Source organism: Microbacterium sp. SORGH_AS_0428 (assembly GCF_031453615.1).
In the GTDB taxonomy this organism is placed as follows: Bacteria; Actinomycetota; Actinomycetes; order Actinomycetales; family Microbacteriaceae; genus Microbacterium.
The window spans coordinates 1,236,366-1,252,134 of record NZ_JAVIZT010000001.1; the positions used below are offsets into that span (position 1 = coordinate 1,236,366).

General features: G+C 71.1%; 10 protein-coding genes. 6 read left to right on the forward strand and 4 right to left on the reverse strand.

What is annotated here, in order from left to right:
- Window positions 1-118 precede the first annotated feature (118 nt).
- On the reverse strand, window positions 119-6,982 hold the full coding sequence (locus QE374_RS05920) for a DUF5979 domain-containing protein (RefSeq protein WP_309733013.1): 6,864 nt from the start codon (window positions 6,980-6,982) through the stop codon (window positions 119-121).
- A gap of 189 nt (window positions 6,983-7,171) precedes the next feature.
- Here QE374_RS05920 and QE374_RS05925 point away from each other — a divergent pair, with 189 nt between their 5' ends.
- From QE374_RS05925 to QE374_RS05935, 3 genes are read left to right on the forward strand one after another with little or no spacing between them, the layout of a single operon-like run.
- Complete coding sequence (locus tag QE374_RS05925) at window positions 7,172-8,479, forward strand: right-handed parallel beta-helix repeat-containing protein (protein WP_309733015.1); 1,308 nt, start codon at window positions 7,172-7,174, stop codon at window positions 8,477-8,479.
- Window positions 8,476-9,252: a hypothetical protein gene (locus QE374_RS05930; protein ID WP_309733017.1), complete on the forward strand. Its 777-nt coding sequence runs from the start codon at window positions 8,476-8,478 to the stop codon at window positions 9,250-9,252. The genes QE374_RS05925 and QE374_RS05930 overlap by 4 nt, the downstream gene beginning before the upstream one ends.
- Window positions 9,249-10,433, forward strand: a complete 1,185-nt coding sequence (locus QE374_RS05935) for a Dyp-type peroxidase (RefSeq protein ID WP_309733019.1) — start codon at window positions 9,249-9,251, stop codon at window positions 10,431-10,433. The genes QE374_RS05930 and QE374_RS05935 overlap by 4 nt, the downstream gene beginning before the upstream one ends.
- Before the next feature lie 277 nt (window positions 10,434-10,710).
- On the opposite strand, the gene QE374_RS05940 is transcribed toward QE374_RS05935, so the two are convergent.
- A complete protein-coding gene (locus QE374_RS05940) occupies window positions 10,711-11,658 on the reverse strand; it encodes a CPBP family intramembrane glutamic endopeptidase (protein ID WP_309733020.1) in 948 nt (315 codons plus the stop codon).
- Window positions 11,659-11,705: 47 nt separating this feature from the next.
- Here QE374_RS05940 and QE374_RS05945 point away from each other — a divergent pair, with 47 nt between their 5' ends.
- Both QE374_RS05945 and QE374_RS05950 read left to right on the forward strand, forming a co-directional pair.
- On the forward strand, window positions 11,706-12,302 hold the full coding sequence (locus QE374_RS05945; RefSeq protein ID WP_309733022.1) for a low molecular weight phosphatase family protein: 597 nt from the start codon (window positions 11,706-11,708) through the stop codon (window positions 12,300-12,302).
- 104 nt (window positions 12,303-12,406) lie between these two features.
- A complete protein-coding gene (locus QE374_RS05950; RefSeq protein WP_309733024.1) occupies window positions 12,407-12,667 on the forward strand; it encodes a hypothetical protein in 261 nt (86 codons plus the stop codon).
- 439 nt (window positions 12,668-13,106) lie between these two features.
- On the opposite strand, the gene QE374_RS05955 is transcribed toward QE374_RS05950, so the two are convergent.
- Window positions 13,107-13,661: a flavin reductase family protein gene (locus QE374_RS05955; protein WP_307319834.1), complete on the reverse strand. Its 555-nt coding sequence runs from the start codon at window positions 13,659-13,661 to the stop codon at window positions 13,107-13,109.
- A gap of 130 nt (window positions 13,662-13,791) precedes the next feature.
- Window positions 13,792-15,111 carry a PAS domain-containing sensor histidine kinase gene (locus tag QE374_RS05960; RefSeq protein WP_309733026.1) on the reverse strand — a complete coding sequence of 440 codons (1,320 nt, stop codon included), beginning with the start codon at window positions 15,109-15,111 and terminating at the stop codon, window positions 13,792-13,794.
- Window positions 15,112-15,264: 153 nt separating this feature from the next.
- On the opposite strand from QE374_RS05960, the gene QE374_RS05965 reads away from it, so the two are divergent.
- Window positions 15,265-15,729 (forward strand): pyridoxamine 5'-phosphate oxidase family protein, encoded by a 465-nt coding sequence (locus QE374_RS05965; protein WP_309733028.1) that lies wholly within the window; start codon window positions 15,265-15,267, stop codon window positions 15,727-15,729.
- The last annotated feature ends 40 nt before the right edge of the window (window positions 15,730-15,769 follow it).

Here is a 15,769-nt window from a genome sequence, read left to right on the forward strand (position 1 = left end):
CGCCGGCACGCCGATGCCCCCGTCCGCATCAGCGGACAGGGGCGGGCATGCGCTCACCAGGTGCGGCATATCGGCTTCGCGTGGTCACCCCGCACGCGGCGGGGTGACCACGCGGCGATCAGGCGCGGGCCCGGCGTCGCCCTCGTCCGACCAGCACGATCATGAGACCGATCGTCATGAGCAGCAGTGCCGCGAGCACCGCACCCGTGATCGACAGCGTCAATCCGGTGACCGCCAACGCTTCGGGCGCGTAGGCGTGGAAGGGATCGCTGTCGGTCAGTCGCACGGGAGCTCCCGACGCATCGGTCACCGGGACGGGCGAACCCGACCCGTCGACCTGCGGCTGCCCGGTCGGCACGCCGTTGCTGTCGGTGGCCGGCACGACAGGGGTTCCGCCGACGCTGACCGTGTCGGCGTGGGTGACGCCCTCGCCCAGGCGCAGCGTCCCCTCGGCGAAGAAGGACGCACCGGGCGGGATCATCCCGTGCCAGGTTCCGCTCGCCACGAAGTCGTACGCCGCCGGCCCACCGAACGCCGACAGGTCGGCACTCCAGCGCTCCACGTCGGGACCGTTCATGGTGGCGTCGGTCAGATCGATCGCGGTCAACCACGTCGATCCCGTGTTCGTGACCACCCAGCGCACCTTGTGCTCGCTGCCCGCCTTGTACTTCACGGCGTGAGCGCGGTCATTGGCGTCCTGAGCGGCGTCGACGAGGGGCTTCGCGGGCACGACCCAGCTGCCCGAGGCATCCTTCACCGCGGGATCGGCCTTGTCACCGTCGTACTTGATGACCTGGATGCCGGACGTGAACGCGTTGTAGTCGTCACGATCCGTGACCGGGATGCCGCTGGCGACGCCCTCGGCCTCGACCACCGCACGGTCGACGTGGGGCTCTCCCCCGTCGAGCGTGAGAGTCGCGGAGCCCGTGATGACCTCGCCCGGACGCCAGACCGCGTCGCCCGAGAACGTTTGCTCCCAGCGAGCGCTCCAACCGGACTCCTGCGGCGTGGCCGCCAGCGTCGAGCCGTCCGGCAGCGTCCACACCAGGGACTGGATGGAGGCGCCCGAGAGGTTCTCGTCGCTCAGCACCACACGGCGCAGATCCTCGTCGCCCGTGTTGGTGACGGTCAGCACGATCGTGCGGGTCTCGCCGTTCCCGTAGTTCTGACCGTCGGCCATCGTGTCGGCGTCGTTCGCGATCGTCGTGCCCTCGCCGTCGCCCTTCTCGATGTCGACGTAGGGGCCGACACCTGTGCGGGCGTGGAACGGGTCGTCGTCGGTCAGCACGAACGGCACGCGCCGGGTCGGGTCGGACGGGTCGGGCACGGTGGCGCGCACGGCGTCTCCGTCCACGATCAGCGGCTGCCCGCTCGGGGTCACCCCGTCGGTGCCGACCGCGGGCACCACGACGGTACCGGCGACGTCGACCGTGTCCGCGTGCGACTGCTCGGCGGGCAGGGTGAGGGTTCCCTGCGCGAAGAACGAGGCGCCGGGCGGCAGCAGGCCGCGCCACGGACCGCTCTGGGCGAAGGAGTAGTCCGCCGGTCCGCCGAAGGCCGACAGGTCGGCCGTCCAGTCGGCACCGATGGCGGGACCCGCATCCGTCGTGTCCGTCAGCGTGATGTCGGTCAACCATGTCGTGCCGGCGTTCGTGACCACCCAGCGCACGGGCTCGGCCACACCGACCGGGTACTCGACGGCGTGATCGGCGTCGTTCGCATCCTGCGCGGGATCCACGAGGGGCTTCGCGGGCGTGACCCACGCTCCCGCGTCGTCGGTGATGGCAGGGTCGGGCTTGTTGCCGTCGTACTTGATCACCTGGATGGCACCCGTGAACGCGTTGTAGTCGTTCGAGTCCGACACCGGGATGCCGGAGAGCTGGCCGACGGCGTCGACGCTCGCACGGTCCACGTGCGCCTCGGAGGCGGTGCCCAGAGTGAGCGATGCCGTGCCGGTGATCACGTCGCCGGGCTGCCAGGGGCCCGCCCACGACGCCGACCAGGCACCGGTGGCGGGATCCTGCGTCGCCGGCAGCGGTGTGCCGTCGGGCAAGGTCCAGCTCATCGAGACCACGGCGCCGCCGGCGATCGTGACGTCGCCGAGCACGACCGAGACGAGAGGCTCGTCGCCGGCGTTGGTGGAACGGAACACGATCGTGCGCGTCTCACCGGGCGTGTACGCCTCGCCGTCGGTCATCGTGTCGGCCTCGTGGGCGATGGTCGTCCCCGATCCGTCACCCTTCTGGATGTCGACGATGGGACCGACTCCCGTCTCGGCGTGGAACGGGTCCTCGTCGGTCACGGTGAAGGGGGTGCCGTCGTCGCGCTTCGCCGTGACCGGCGTGCCGCCCGCGGTGGCGGGCTGATCGGTCGGCTTGCCGTCCGCATCCGCTTCGGGGACGACGACCGTTCCCACCACGGTTACCTGATCGGCGTGCGTGGTCGATGCCGGCAGCGTGAGCGTGCCCTCGGCGAAGAACGAGGCACCGGGAGCGAGAAGCCCCTGCCAGTTGCCGTCCTTCGTGAACGAGTAGTCCGCAGGGCCGCCGACGCCGGACAGGTCCGCCGTCCAGTCGTCGCCCACGGCGGGGCCGTCCTGGGTGAGGTCGACCAGCGAGAGATCGGTCAGCCAGGTGTCACCCGTGTTCGTGACGACCCACCGCACCTTCTGCGGCGTCAGCACCGGGTAGGTCACCGCAGTGTCCTCCGTGTTCGCGTCCTGCGCCGGGGAGAGGAGCGGCTTCGCCGGCACGATCCAACCGCCGGCCGTGTCCTTCACCGCCGGGTCGGGCAGGTTGCCGTCGTACTTGATGACCTGGATCGCACCCGTGAAGGCGTTGTAGCCGTTCTCGTCATCGACCGGCTGGCCGGACAGCGCGCCCTCGGCCGTGACCGTGGCGAGGTCCTGGTGCGCACCGTCGCCGACGCCGGGCGTCAGCACGGCGGTACCGACGATCACATCGCCGACGGCCCACTCGGTCGTGCCCGGCGCGAACGTGTTCGCCCACTCGGCCGTCCACACTCCCGTGGCGGCGTCGTAGTCCGCCGCCGCCGTCGATCCGTCGGGGAAGGCGAAGCTCAGCTGGGTCACGGCGCCTCCGGCGACCGTGGCGTCGGAGAGCGCCACCTTGCGCAGCGGCTCGGGACCGGTGTTGACGACGCGGAACACGACGCTGCGCGACTCTCCGGGGCCGTACACCTGCCCGTCCGTGACGCTGTCGGCCTCGTGGACGATGGCGCCCGTCGCCCGGTCGCCGTCTCCCTTGCGGATCTCGACGGAGGGCGTGACGGTGGTGGGGTTGGTGACGACGACGGCGATGGTCGTGGCGTCGCCGATCGTGATGGTCGAGCCGTTCGCCGCGGGAGTTCCGTCGACGGTCAGCGTGGGCGTGCCCCAGGCGGCGCCCGAGGGCAGTCCCGTCGTCGGCGCGACCTCGGTCACGGTCACGACGGTGCCCGTCGGCAGCGCCGGCGAGGTGGCCGTCTCACCGTTGCGCACGCTGAGCGTGCCGTCGCCGCCCGACCAGGTGTAGTCGATGTCGAACGTGGTGTCGGCGTCGAGGAGGGTCGAGCCCGGCCCCGTCACATCCTTGGTGACCGAGAACTGGCCGTTCAGCGGCGTCGTCGGGTTCTGCATCGTCACCTGCACGGTCGTGCCGTCGCCGATGAGGACCTTCGCGGTACCGTCGCCGTTGTCCACGACGCCTGTGCCGGAGAAGGCGACCGCGCCCCAGGCCACGTCGGGCAGGGTCGGCGGCGTCTTCTCGCGCACCAGGACCGTCGATCCGGTGGGCAGCGTCGCGGGTCCCGCGACGGTGTCGCCGTCGGTGACCTCGGCGAGGTCGGTCCACGTCGCGCCGCCGTCCGTGGAGTACTGGGCGACGAAGGCCGTCGACGCGGGCACCCGCGAGGCGCCGGGCCCGGTGACGTCCTTGGTGATCGAGAAGGTACCGGTCAGGAGTGTCGAGGGGTTGGTGAGCGTGAGCGCGGTGTCGGTGCCGTCGCCGACGGTCACCGTCGCCGTGCCGTCGCCGTTGTCGCCGGCGCTCCAGGTGGGAGTCGCGAAGGCGACGCTCGGATCGGCGCCCGTGATGGTGGGCTCGCTCAGGGTCACCACGGTGCCGTAGGGCAGCGGAAGACTCGTCGCCTTCCAGGCCGCGCTCTTCAGCTCGAGCGTTCCACTGCCGGCGGCCGAGGAGTACGCGACCGTGAAGACGGCGTCCTCGAGCTGATCCGAAGTCAGCGTGAAGTCGCCCGTGACCTGCTTGGTCACGGTGATCGTGCCGGGCGCGAACAGGGTGTTCGTCACGACGAGGGCGAGCGTCGTGCCCGTCCCGGTCAGTGCGCGGTAGCCATCGGCATCCGCTGCACCCGCTCCGGTCACGGCGTACGACTTCACCTTGGAGTCGTTCTCGGAGAGCTTGATGCGGGTTCCGACGGGCACGGTGAACGTGCCGGAGACCTCACCCGCTTCGAGGGTCACGCTGTTCTGCGTCAGCGGGGGCGAGAGGGAGCCGCCGCGGAAGTCGCGTGCAGCGAGATCGATCGTGAACTGCTGTCCGTCGGTCGCGGCGCCGCCCGAGGCGTCGATGTCCTTCTCCACCGTGAACGGAACGTTCGCGATGAAACCGGCGTCGATCGTGTGGTCGTTGAATCCGGCTCCGGCGATCGTCACCGAGGCCACTCCGGATGCGTCCGCGTCGGAGTCGACGGCCCGATCACCGCCCGCGGCGGTCTTCGTGAACGACGCGTCCTGCCAGCGCACGGCGCCGAAGCTCGTCGCGTTGGGTCCGCGCAGGTCCATGGTGCCCGAGGCGGGCTTCACGAAGGTCACCGTGTAGTCGCCGGAGGTGGCGAAGCCGTCGGCGTCGGAGCGGAAGTAGTACTCGCCGTTCTCGTCGGTCACCTTGGTGGCGACCACGGTTCCGGTGCTGTCGCGCAGTTCGACCGTCACGCCCGCGATCGACGGCTCATCGGCATCCTGGATGCCGTCCTGGTCGGCATCGAACCAGACGCGGTTGCCGATCTCGACCGGCGCCTCCCGCGCGACCAGCGCGACGGCGCCGAGACCGCCGCCCTTCTGGAACGTCCCGTCGGGCGAGGGCGTGCCGCCGCCGTCGGCGGTCTGCTCATAGCCGGAGAGCGAGCGGCCGTTGTTCTGGTTGAACCACTGCAGGCCGCCCAAGCGGATGCCGCCGAGCGGGTCGTAGGTCGTCGCGACGACCTCACCGGTACCCCGCATGCCGATGACCGAACCGAGGGTGTTCTCCCGGTGATAGGTTCCGCTGCCGAGGTTCTGGCGGTCGTCGTAGAACTCGCGCCCGCCGGGTCCTTCGGGCGTCGCGCCCACGGCCGCGGTGCGCGTGCCCACCACGCCGTTGTTCTCCATGACGAAGCCCGCTCCGCTGGGCGCCGCGATCAGCAGGTCGCCGCCGGATGCGGTCTCGTAGGAGCCGGTGCTCACCGTGCCCCAGTTGCGGTTGCCGCCCTGGATCGCGGTGCGGTCGAGCAGAGCAAGGCTCAGGTAGCCCTCGTCGTCGAAGTACAGGCTCGACAGGATCGGCTGGGGGTAGATGTGCCAGCCCCCGTTGGGCTCACTGACCGAGCCCCCCGTCCACGTCCACGTGTCGGTCCACGTGTTCCAGCGCTTGGCCTGCGTGCTGAGTGCGCCCAGTGCGACGTCGCCCTTGGCGTAGCCGAGCGACGAGGAGAGCACCTCGGTCCAGGTGCCGGGCGCGGCTGCGGGCGTCGAGAGCACGTGCAGCGACAGGCCCGCGGCGGCGGCCGAGACTCCGGGGCGAGAACCGGACGCGGTCTCGCCGGAGTCGACGTAGCCGACATAGATCGACCCGTTGTGCACCGTGACGGCCCAGGGGCGTTGGCCGTCGCCGAGCCCCAGATCCCAGGACGTGTAGCCGGTCGGCGTGACGGAGGGGTCGGAGACGTCGATCGAGTACAGCTTCTTGTCGTGGAGGTTGATGAAGAACAGCGTCGAGCCGTCGGCCGAGAGGGCGACGCCGCCGACGCCGATCTTTCCGGCCTTCTCGAAGCCGTCCACATCGTGGGTCGCGGTGGTCGCGGAGGTGAGTCCGCGAGCGGCGTTCGTCGCCGCCGTGCCGAGATCGATCCCCAGAGCGGTCAGATCGAGCCACGGGGTGACAGAGCCGGCATCCGAGGGCTTGCCGTCGGCGCCGAGCACGTCGCTGACCCGGTAGACGCCGCCGATGCCGAGCGATCCGAGTCCGCTCTGACGCTTGTACGTCGCGAAGGCGAAGACGCTGTTGGACTGCGGATGGTAGACGACGCTCGAGACCGCGCCGACCTCGCCGAAGGTCGCGAGGGTCGTGAGATTCGCGAATCCGGACGGCTGCGCGCCCCGGTAGCTCGCCTCGTACGGCAGCGCCGTGATGGCTGCGCCGTTGATGGCCGCCGGGGAGCCGCCCTGCGCCGTCGTCGGGGTGCCCGCCCGCTGGATGGACGTGACGATCGGCGCCTCGGCCTGGGAGTAGTCGCCCGGCTGGTTGAGCGCGAAGTCGACCCCGGACTGCCCGACCGTGGCGAACTGCACGCTCGTGCCGTTGCTTCCCGCCGTGCTCGTGCCGCTCGGCTGATACATCTGCGGCCAGCCCGAGAACTGCACCCCGACGGCCGGGCTGCTCGCCGCGGAGGCGTCGATCGCATAGGTGCCGTCGGCGGCGGACTGAGCCTGGCCGAGCACGCTGCCGGCGCCGTCGACGACGGTCACCGTCACGCCTGCGAGCCCACGGTCGTTCGCCTGTCCGGTTCCTGCGGCGTTGCCGGTGTCGAAGAAGCCGTTGCCGTTGAAGTCACGGAAGACGGTTCCACGCACCTCGTCCTGGGGTGCGGCCGATGCGGGTGCCGCGGCGGCGACGCCGGCGCCGGTGAGGGCGAGCGTCCACGCCATCGCTGCGCCGAGCAGACGCCGGCGAGCGTGTCTAGGGCGGGCAAGGGCAGTGGGCATGGCAGTCCTCCGGCGGAGTCTCGGACGGGCGTGCGAGAACAGGCGATGTCCCCCCTCGGGCAGGGAGGACATCTCAGGCTCTCGTTCGGATCGGGTGTCCAGCCGGGTGAGCCGGGTATTTCACCCGCCCTTTCACCCGCATCCGATGCCGACGCGGGCACCGGCGCTCTGCACGGTTAGTATCCGGTCATGCCTGCTTCCTCGAGGGGCCGTCTCGCGGCCGCTCTTGCTGCCCTCGCCCTGGCCGCATCCGCCCTCACCGCCTGCGCCGCTGAATCCGCGCCGCTCGAGACGGTCGCCGTGCCGGCGGATGCGCCCACGATCTCCGAGGCCGTGGCACGGGTCGCCGAAGGCGGGCTCATCCTCGTCTCACCGGGCGTCTATCCGGAGCAGGTCCTGGTCGACAAGCCGGGAGTGACCGTGCGCGGTCTCGATCGCAACGACACCGTCGTCGATGGCGAGGGGCAGCGACCCTATGGGATCGTCGCGATCGCCGACGGCGTGAGCGTCGAGAACCTGACCGTGACGGGAGCGACCTTCTACGGCGTGCTGGTCACGGGACTCCACGACGAGAACGGGCCCACGGCGCACGGCGGCGGCGGATACACGCACCTGGATCCGGAGAAGTTCCCGCCGGTGCAGCGCTTCTTGATCGATCACGTCACGGCGTACAACAACGGGCTGTACGGTCTGTACGCCTTCGACGCCCAGCACGGCGTGATCTCGAACTCGTACGCCTCCGGCTCCGCCGACAGCGGGATCTACGTCGGACAGTGCCGCGACTGCGACATCACCGTCAGAGACAACATCGCCGAGAACAACGCCGTCGGTTTCGAGAACGCGAACGCCTCCGACAGCGTGTACATCTTGGGCAACCGCTTCACCCGCAACCGCGTCGGTCTGACACTGATCTCCAACTACCAGGAGGCCTTCGTCCCGCAGTCGGGCAACACGGTCGTCGGCAACCTCGTCTCGGACAACGTCGAACCCACCTCTCCCGTGCAGGCAGACGGCGGGTTCGGGATCGGGATCGGGATCAGCGGCGGCACGAACAACGACATCCGCGACAACCGCATCACCGGCAACGCGCGGGCAGGGGTGCTGCTGGCGGGCACAGAGGATCTGCGGGCGCAGGGCAACGCCTTCACCGGCAACGCCTTCGAGTCCAACGGCGTGGACACCGCCAACATCTCCGGCCCGCGTGCGCCCGCACAGGGCAACTGCGTCGACCCGGACGCCGCCACGGTGCTGCCCGCGAGCCTCGCCGCAGACTGCGCGAGCGGCGTGGACCAGCCCGCCGCGGACTCGGCCGAGCTGCCCGCATCCGTCGCGCCGCCCGGCGTCAGCTTCCGCGCAGTGCCCCCGCCCCCGCCGCAGCCGCAGTTGCCGGACCTCGAGGCTCCCGCGCGCTCGCTCCCCGCCTCGGTGGGCACCCCCGACCTCAGCCGCTACACGCTTCCCGCGGCCGATCTGCTCGCCGCCGGGGCGCGCGGATGAGACGCCGCCTCGCTGCCGCGCTCGCGGTCGCCGCCGTCGCGGTCGCAGCCCTCACCGGCTGCGCGGCGGCGTCCTCCGAGGATTTCGCCGCCGGCAATGCGCGCCCCCTCACGAGCGAGGAGGCTCAGGATCTCGCGATCATGCGGCTGCGCAATCAGGATGCGGGCGCTCGCGCGGTCTCGTTCTCGCTCACCGAGAACGGCAGCGAAGCACGCTTCGACGGCTGGTACGACTACGCGACGGCCATCGGCTACGGACGCTGGCAGAGCGTCGATCCGCAGCTGCTGGTATGGAACGCGCGGGTCGCGGGCACGCATCCGGCTTCGCCCGCGACGCCGTCCGGCGACGAGGGCCCCGCGCCGCTGCCCATCCCCGACGCCGATCGACTCGACACCGACTGGGCCGGCGGAGCCCTGGATCCTGCCGGTTCCCGCCGTGATGCGGTGCTGTCGGTCATCGCGCAACTCGGTGCCGATCGCCCCGACAACCCGTTGCTGCTGCAGCAGGGCGGAGCGCTCTGGCTCGGCACCCGTGACGTCGACGGCGAGACGCTGACCGTCTACGCGGGGCCGGAGAGCGATCAGGTCGCCGCGACGCCCGCCGCCGATCCCGCCGCCGCGACCGTCCGCTACTGGCTCGACGACACCTCTCTCCTGCGCAGGCTCGATGTGCGCCTCGGCGGAGCCGGGGAGTGGACCACGGTCACGTTCGCGGATGCCGGCGGCGTCTCGCTGCCGGACGTGTTCACCGCCGCGACGGGGGCAGCGCCGTGAGTGAGACGCCCGCATCCGGGATCAGCCGACGGGCACTGCTGCTGGGCGGGGGCATCGGGCTCGGTGGAGCGGCCCTCGGCGCCGCTGGCGGGTGGGCGCTGGCACAGAGCCCGGCATTCGCTCCCGATGCCGCGGCGACGTCCGCGACCGCCACCGTCCCCTCGCGGGGCCGCACGCAGGCGGGCATCGCGCGTCCGGCCACGCCGCAGCGCAACGGACTGGTGGTCGTGGCCGACACCCCCGGGATCACCACGGCGGCGGGCGTGCTCGCGATGCTGGCGGCCCTCGGCGACCGCATCGACACGCTCACCGACCCGGCGTCCGCCGATCGCATCGTGCTACCCGACGGCCCCGGCGACCTCACGATCACGGTCGGCATCGGCCCTCGGCTGGTCGCCACGGTCGACGCGTCGCTTCCCGGGGCGGAGGCGCTCCCCCGCTTCGCCAGCGACGCGACGCTGTCCGAAGACATGCGCGGCGGCGACCTCCTGGTCTCGGCCTACGCATCGGATGCGGGTGCGCTGCACGCGAGCATCGCCGACGTCCTCGCCGCCGTCGGCGGCGCCGTTCGCCGGTGGACGCAGCCCTGCGTGCGAGGCGCCGGCCTGGGCACGATCGTGCGCAATCCGCTCGGCTACCACGACGGGATCATCGTGCCCCACACGGACGAGGAGCTGGACGAGAACGTCTGGATCGCCGACGGCCCCGCAGCAGGCGGGACGATCGCGGTCATCCGACGCCTGCGGCTCGACACCGCCGGTTTCGGCGCGCTCCCCGGTGAGCGTCAGGATGCGGTCGTCGGCCGCGTCCGCGCCACGGGCGACCCGCTGTCGGGCGGCGGCCCCACGGCCGAGGCGGACCTGACCGCGAAGAGTCCCGACGGCAGCTACCTCGTCCCGTCGCGCTCCCACGTACGCGCGGCTCATCCCTCGTTCACGGGCAGCCGGCTCATGCTCCGGCGCGGCTACGCGTACAGCAATGCCGCCGGTCCCGGCGAGGCCCTCGACGACGGCCTGCTGTTCATGTGTTTCCAACGCGAGCTCGACGACTTCGTGCGCACGCAGCATCGCCTCGACGAGACGGACGACCTGATGGCCTTCGCCACGCCGACCGCGTCCGCGTCGTTCCTCATCGTTCCGGGACGCACGGACGGCGCCCTCGGCGCGAGCCTGGGCCGTTGAGACTCAGAGCGGCAGGGTGCCGCGCATGACGGCGATCGCGCAGAGCAGGACGCTTGCCGCGAGGACGAGGGTCAGACCGAGCATGGCCAGGCGCACAGGGGCGCGGGAAGAGCGGGGCATAGAGGGCTCCGGGCGGTGAGGGTGCGGTGCCGTCGCAGATCGACGACGCGGCATCGGTCTCCGACGGACGAGATCGGGTGAGCAGACGCTACCTTCGGCGCCCAGCGGCCCGAACGTCCCTTCGCCGGGTTTCACCCGCCGCTTCACCCCGGCCCGCTCAGGCCGCGACGATCCCCCCGTTCAGCCCCGCGAGGGTCCCGACGACGGCGAGCGCGACGAACGAGCCGTTGAAGACGATGTGGGCGATGAGCGCCGCCCAGAATCTGCCCGTGACCAGCACGAGCACAGACGTTGCGAGCCCGAACAGTGCGATGGATGCGGCGCCTGCCGCCCCGCCGGACAGCGAACCGGTGAACTGGTGGAGCAACAGGAAGATGCCCGTGCTGATCAGGGCGGCTCCCGCGCCGGCGACCGACGGCGACCGCGTGAGGCGACGGAACACGGTGTACAGCGCGACGAGCAGGAAACCGCGGAAGAAGAACTCCTCCACGACGGGAGAGATGACCACGGGCACGACGGCGTCCACGATCCAGTCCACGCCCGACAGGCCGCCGTTGGTCGTGGACAACGCGGGCCAGAGCGCGGCGCCGCGCTCCGCCTGCTCGAACCAGCCGCTGATCAGGCGCAGGCCGAGTCCGAGGAACAGCCCGAAGAGCAGGTCCGTCGCCCGGAAGCGCAGGAGGCCGCGCGGCACCGAACGCGAGTAGGCGATCACGACAGGAACGATCATCGAGGCCCAGAGCACGATGCTGCCGACCCATCCGCCCGGGGTGCCGCCGATCAGCGTCGACGCCGCCGTCGCGATCAACAGGCCCGCGCCGAGCCCCATGAGCGCGCCGCCCACCAGCAGCCAGCTCCACCGCTGCGTCGTGGTGCCGCCCTGCAGCCAGACGCGCGGTGCGCGCGGACGCCGCCGCCGGGGACGACGCTCGGGTTCCGGCTGCTCGTCGATCTCCGCCTCGACGAGACCGAGGTTCTCGAATCGCCCCGCGCTCACCGCTGCATCCCGGCGGTGAGCGGTCCACGCTCCGTCCGCGGCGCGCTCGAAGCGCGGGGAACGATAGGCGTCGGACTCGCCGGTGCCCGGCTCGGTAGGATCGCTCACAGGGGCCAGGTTACCGGGCGGGGCCCGGCGGACAGGAGACACCGGCGATGCTCGAGGTACTGACGGTGTGCACCGGCAACATCTGCCGCTCGCCGTTCGCCGAGGTGATCCTCCGCGACGAGCTGGGGCGCACGGGCATCACGGCGGCGAGCGCCGGGGTGAAGGCACTCGTCGACCAGCCCATGACGCCCGAGGCGGCAGCGCTCGCCCACGCCTACGGCGTCCCCGAGGACCTGATCGACGCGCACCGCGCGCGCTGGTTGAACGAGAGCCATCTGCGCACGCCCGCACTCGTGCTGGCGATGACGCGCGAGCACCGCCGCGCGGTCGTCGAGCTCGCTCCCTCCGCGACGCGCCGCACCTTCACGGTGCGCGAGCTCGCCCGCCTGGCCGCGCACGTGCCGGACGACGATGCCCGCTCGGTGGCCGACGCAGCGGGATCCGATCCGCGCGCGCGGCTGGACGCGTTGCTCGCCCACCTCGTCGCAGTGCGCGGCGAGATCGAGGCCCCGGCCGATCCCTCGCTCGACGACGTCGTGGACCCCTACCGCCGAGAGTGGCAGGTGTACGAGCAGATGGCGTCCGAGCTGATGCCCGCTCTGGGCGAGACGGTACGACTGCTCGCCATGGCCGTGCGAACGTGACGGATCATTAGAGTTTTCAACCGTTTGCGTCAAGAGGTCTGCACCGACTCCCAGAGTTCTGCCAGAGTGGTGCGGTCAACCCGTCTCGAGCAAAAGGACTCCTCATGACTCAGCAGCCCGCTCCCGGCGTCGACTACCCGGGCAAGACTCTCGGGGTCGTCGGCCTGGTCGTCGCGATCTTCTTCAACGTCATCGGCCTCATCATCTCCGCCATCGCCTTCAACCAGTCGAAGAAGGCCGGCTACAAGAACACGCCCGCCCTCGTCGGCATCATCATCGGGGCCGTGCTCTTCGCCCTGGGAGTCATCCTCTGGATCGTCGCCATCGCCGCCGGCGTCGCCGCGGTGAACATGAACAGCTACTGAGATCACCCCACACGAGGGGCCGCATCCGTTCGGATGCGGCCCCTCGTCGTTGATGGGATGCGGCGGACGGTGCTCGCATCCCTCGTTCTTTATTCACGGTCTGCGGCGCCGATCCGCGCCGCGAAAGGGAGTTGAGTAGGGCACGTGGACGCAGAGAGTGCGACACGGGTGCCGGTGGAGGCAGACCCCTGCGGTGGGTTGGCGGTCTCTCTCCCCGACACGCCTTCCGTGTCGTGACGTGTTCGCCGGTTCCCGCACAAGCGCAGACGTCGGGACCGGCCACGATCTGCACCCGCACTCGGACCGCTGCGCGGCGTTTCGACGCCGTCGCAGCGGTCCGAGTGGTTCGATGTCGAGCCGGTCGTGTCGCGGTGGGGCGGGCGGGGCTCGGGATGCCGATCGCCCCCCTCACCGCGAGACGACCGGCCCGCGCGCCGGGTCAGGATGCGGCCAGGCTCCCCACGCCGCCGTCGTGATAGACGAGCGGCGCCGTGCCGCGATGACTCGATCCGCCGAGCACCTCCAGCACGACGAGTCGGTGATCGCCCAGGGGCTCGTCGCTGTGCACGCGGCACTCGAGCCACATCCGCGCGCCGTCGATGAGGATGGCGCCGCCGTCGGTCTGCGCGGTGACGAGGCCGGCGAACCGGTCCCCCGACCGCGACGCGAGCGTGCGTACCGCTGCCGCGTTCTCCTCACCGAGCACCGAGACACCGATACGTGCGGCGCCGGCGATCAGCGGCCAGGTGCGGGAGGACTGTTGAGCGGAGAAGAGCACGAGCGGGGGATCGAACGAGATGCCGAGGGCGAACGAGGTCGCCACCATCGCCTGCGGCCCCTCCGAGGTGAGCGCGCAGATCGCCGCGATCCCGGTGGGATGCTGCGCGAACATGTCGCGCACCGCATCCGCATCCTTCGGCGCGGCGGGCAGGACGGTACGGGCGATCCCGTCGGGTCCGGGGACGATCTGCGCCCACGGGTGATTCCAGGTCATTGCGGCTCTCCTCCGCGCCCACGGAGCGCAGTCCGCGGGCGCACAGCCACGCTAGGAAGCCGGTGTTACGTGGGCTTTACGCGGGAGTGAAGATGCCTGACAGCGATCAGTCGATTGCCAACAGCTATCGTCATGCCGCGGGACGCGCGACGCGTTCCCGCACCGAGCCGCCGCCGTCGGTGGCGCCCCGGTCGCCGGCGGCGCGGATGTCGCGCACGGTCGCGCCCGACGCGTCGCTCGACGCGCGCCCGCCATCATCGTCGGCGGGGAGCATGATCGTGGCCGTCGTGCCCTTACCCACGGTGCTGCTCAGCAGCACCTCGCCGCCCTGTCGTTCGATGAGCGCCTTCGTGCTCGCCAGCCCGATGCCGGTCCCGCCGTCATCCGGGTTGGACAGTCGCCCGCGTTCGAGGGGGTCGAAGATGCGCTCGAGATCCTCCGGGGCGATGCCGCGCCCACGATCGGAGATCGCGATGCGCACCTGGGAACCGTCGATCTCGACGGAGATCTCGATGGGACCCTCGCTGTACTTCGCCGCGTTGTCGACCAGATTCGCGATCGCCCGTCGCAGCGCCACCGGGTCCGCCTGCACCGCGACCGACCGCGGCGAGCGATAGCGGATGCGGCCGTACGCGTCGCCGGGAAGCACGAGCTCGGCCGCCTCCCGCACCGTCACGGAGGCATCCGCACGGCTGCGCGCCGGACGCGGGCGGGTGGGCACGAGACGCGCCGAGAGGTCCTGGATCATCGTGGCGAGGTGATCGGTGACCGCGGAGATGCGCTCGACGGCGGCGGTCGTGTTGCCGCCGGGCTCGGCCATCAGATCCACGTAACCGCGCAAGGCGGTGATCGGCGAGAGGAAGTCGTGGGCGAAGGCGCGCAGGAAGTCGAACTCCGCATCCTCCCGCTGTTTGGCGGCGGTCAGGTCGGAGACGATCTTCACGAACCCGGCGACCTCCCCCGCGTCGTCGCGCAGTGCCGTGATGATCACGTGCGCCCAGAACAGCGAGCCGTCGGCACGCACCCGCCAGCCGTTGTCCTCGACCGACCCCCGCGTCGCAGCGATCGCGAGCAGGCGCAGCGGCACACCGCGCAGCCGATCCTCCTCGCGATAGAAGCGCGTGAAGGAGGAGCCGAGGATCTCCTCGGGCGTGTAGCCCTTCAACTTCTCGGCGCCGGGATTCCACCCCACGACCCGGCCCTCCACGTCGAGGTGCACGATGGCCACAGAGGTGACCTGCGCGGTCCAGTCCTGCACGAGCGCGCCCGTCGCGGCGTGCGCGGGGACGGCGGTGACAGGAACGGGCAGGCCCACACCGGATGCGGGTGCGGCGGCGGGCGCCTCGTCGAACGCCGGCGCGGCGGAGGATTCGGGCTCGGAGATATCGGCTCCCATCGGGACGTCGATCAGTTCATCGCTCGTCGGTTCGAGGCGTCGGGTACGCGTCATCTGGATTCTGCCCCAAACGCGCCCTGACCGCATCCGCTCATCGGCGACGCGGCTCGCGGTGTAGCACATCCGCACACCGGAAGGGGGGCGCTCGACCGAACGGGCGACCGGGAGTGACGATGGCGACACGCATCCGCAGAGGAGGAGACGGACATGTCCGAGAACGCACACGAGGAACTCGCCGGCCTGATCAAGAAGTTCCGGTTCGCCATGGTCACCACCATCGAGGCCGACGGCAAGCTCGTCGCGCACCCGCTCACCGTGCAGGAGGCGGAGTTCGACGGGGATCTGTGGTTCATCGTCGGCACGGGGACCTCCGCCGCGGTCAATGTCGCGCGCGAGTCGCGCGTGAACGTCTCGCTCAGCAGCGACGACACGTGGGTGTCGCTGTCGGGGACGGCCGAGATGGTCGATGACCCGGCGAAGCTCGCCGAGCTGTGGAGTCCCGCCGTCGACGCGTGGTTCGAGGGCGGCCCGGCGGACCCGGCCGCGGGTCTCCTGCGCTTCCACGCCGACAGCGCGGAGTACTGGAGCGCACCCGGCGGCAAGATCGTCCGCGCCGTCGCCGCTCTCACGGGCCACCGCGTCGAGGGCGAGAACGAGACCGTCGAGCTCTGAGGCGTCGCGCCCGGGCCTCCGAGGGCCCGGGCGCGGTCGT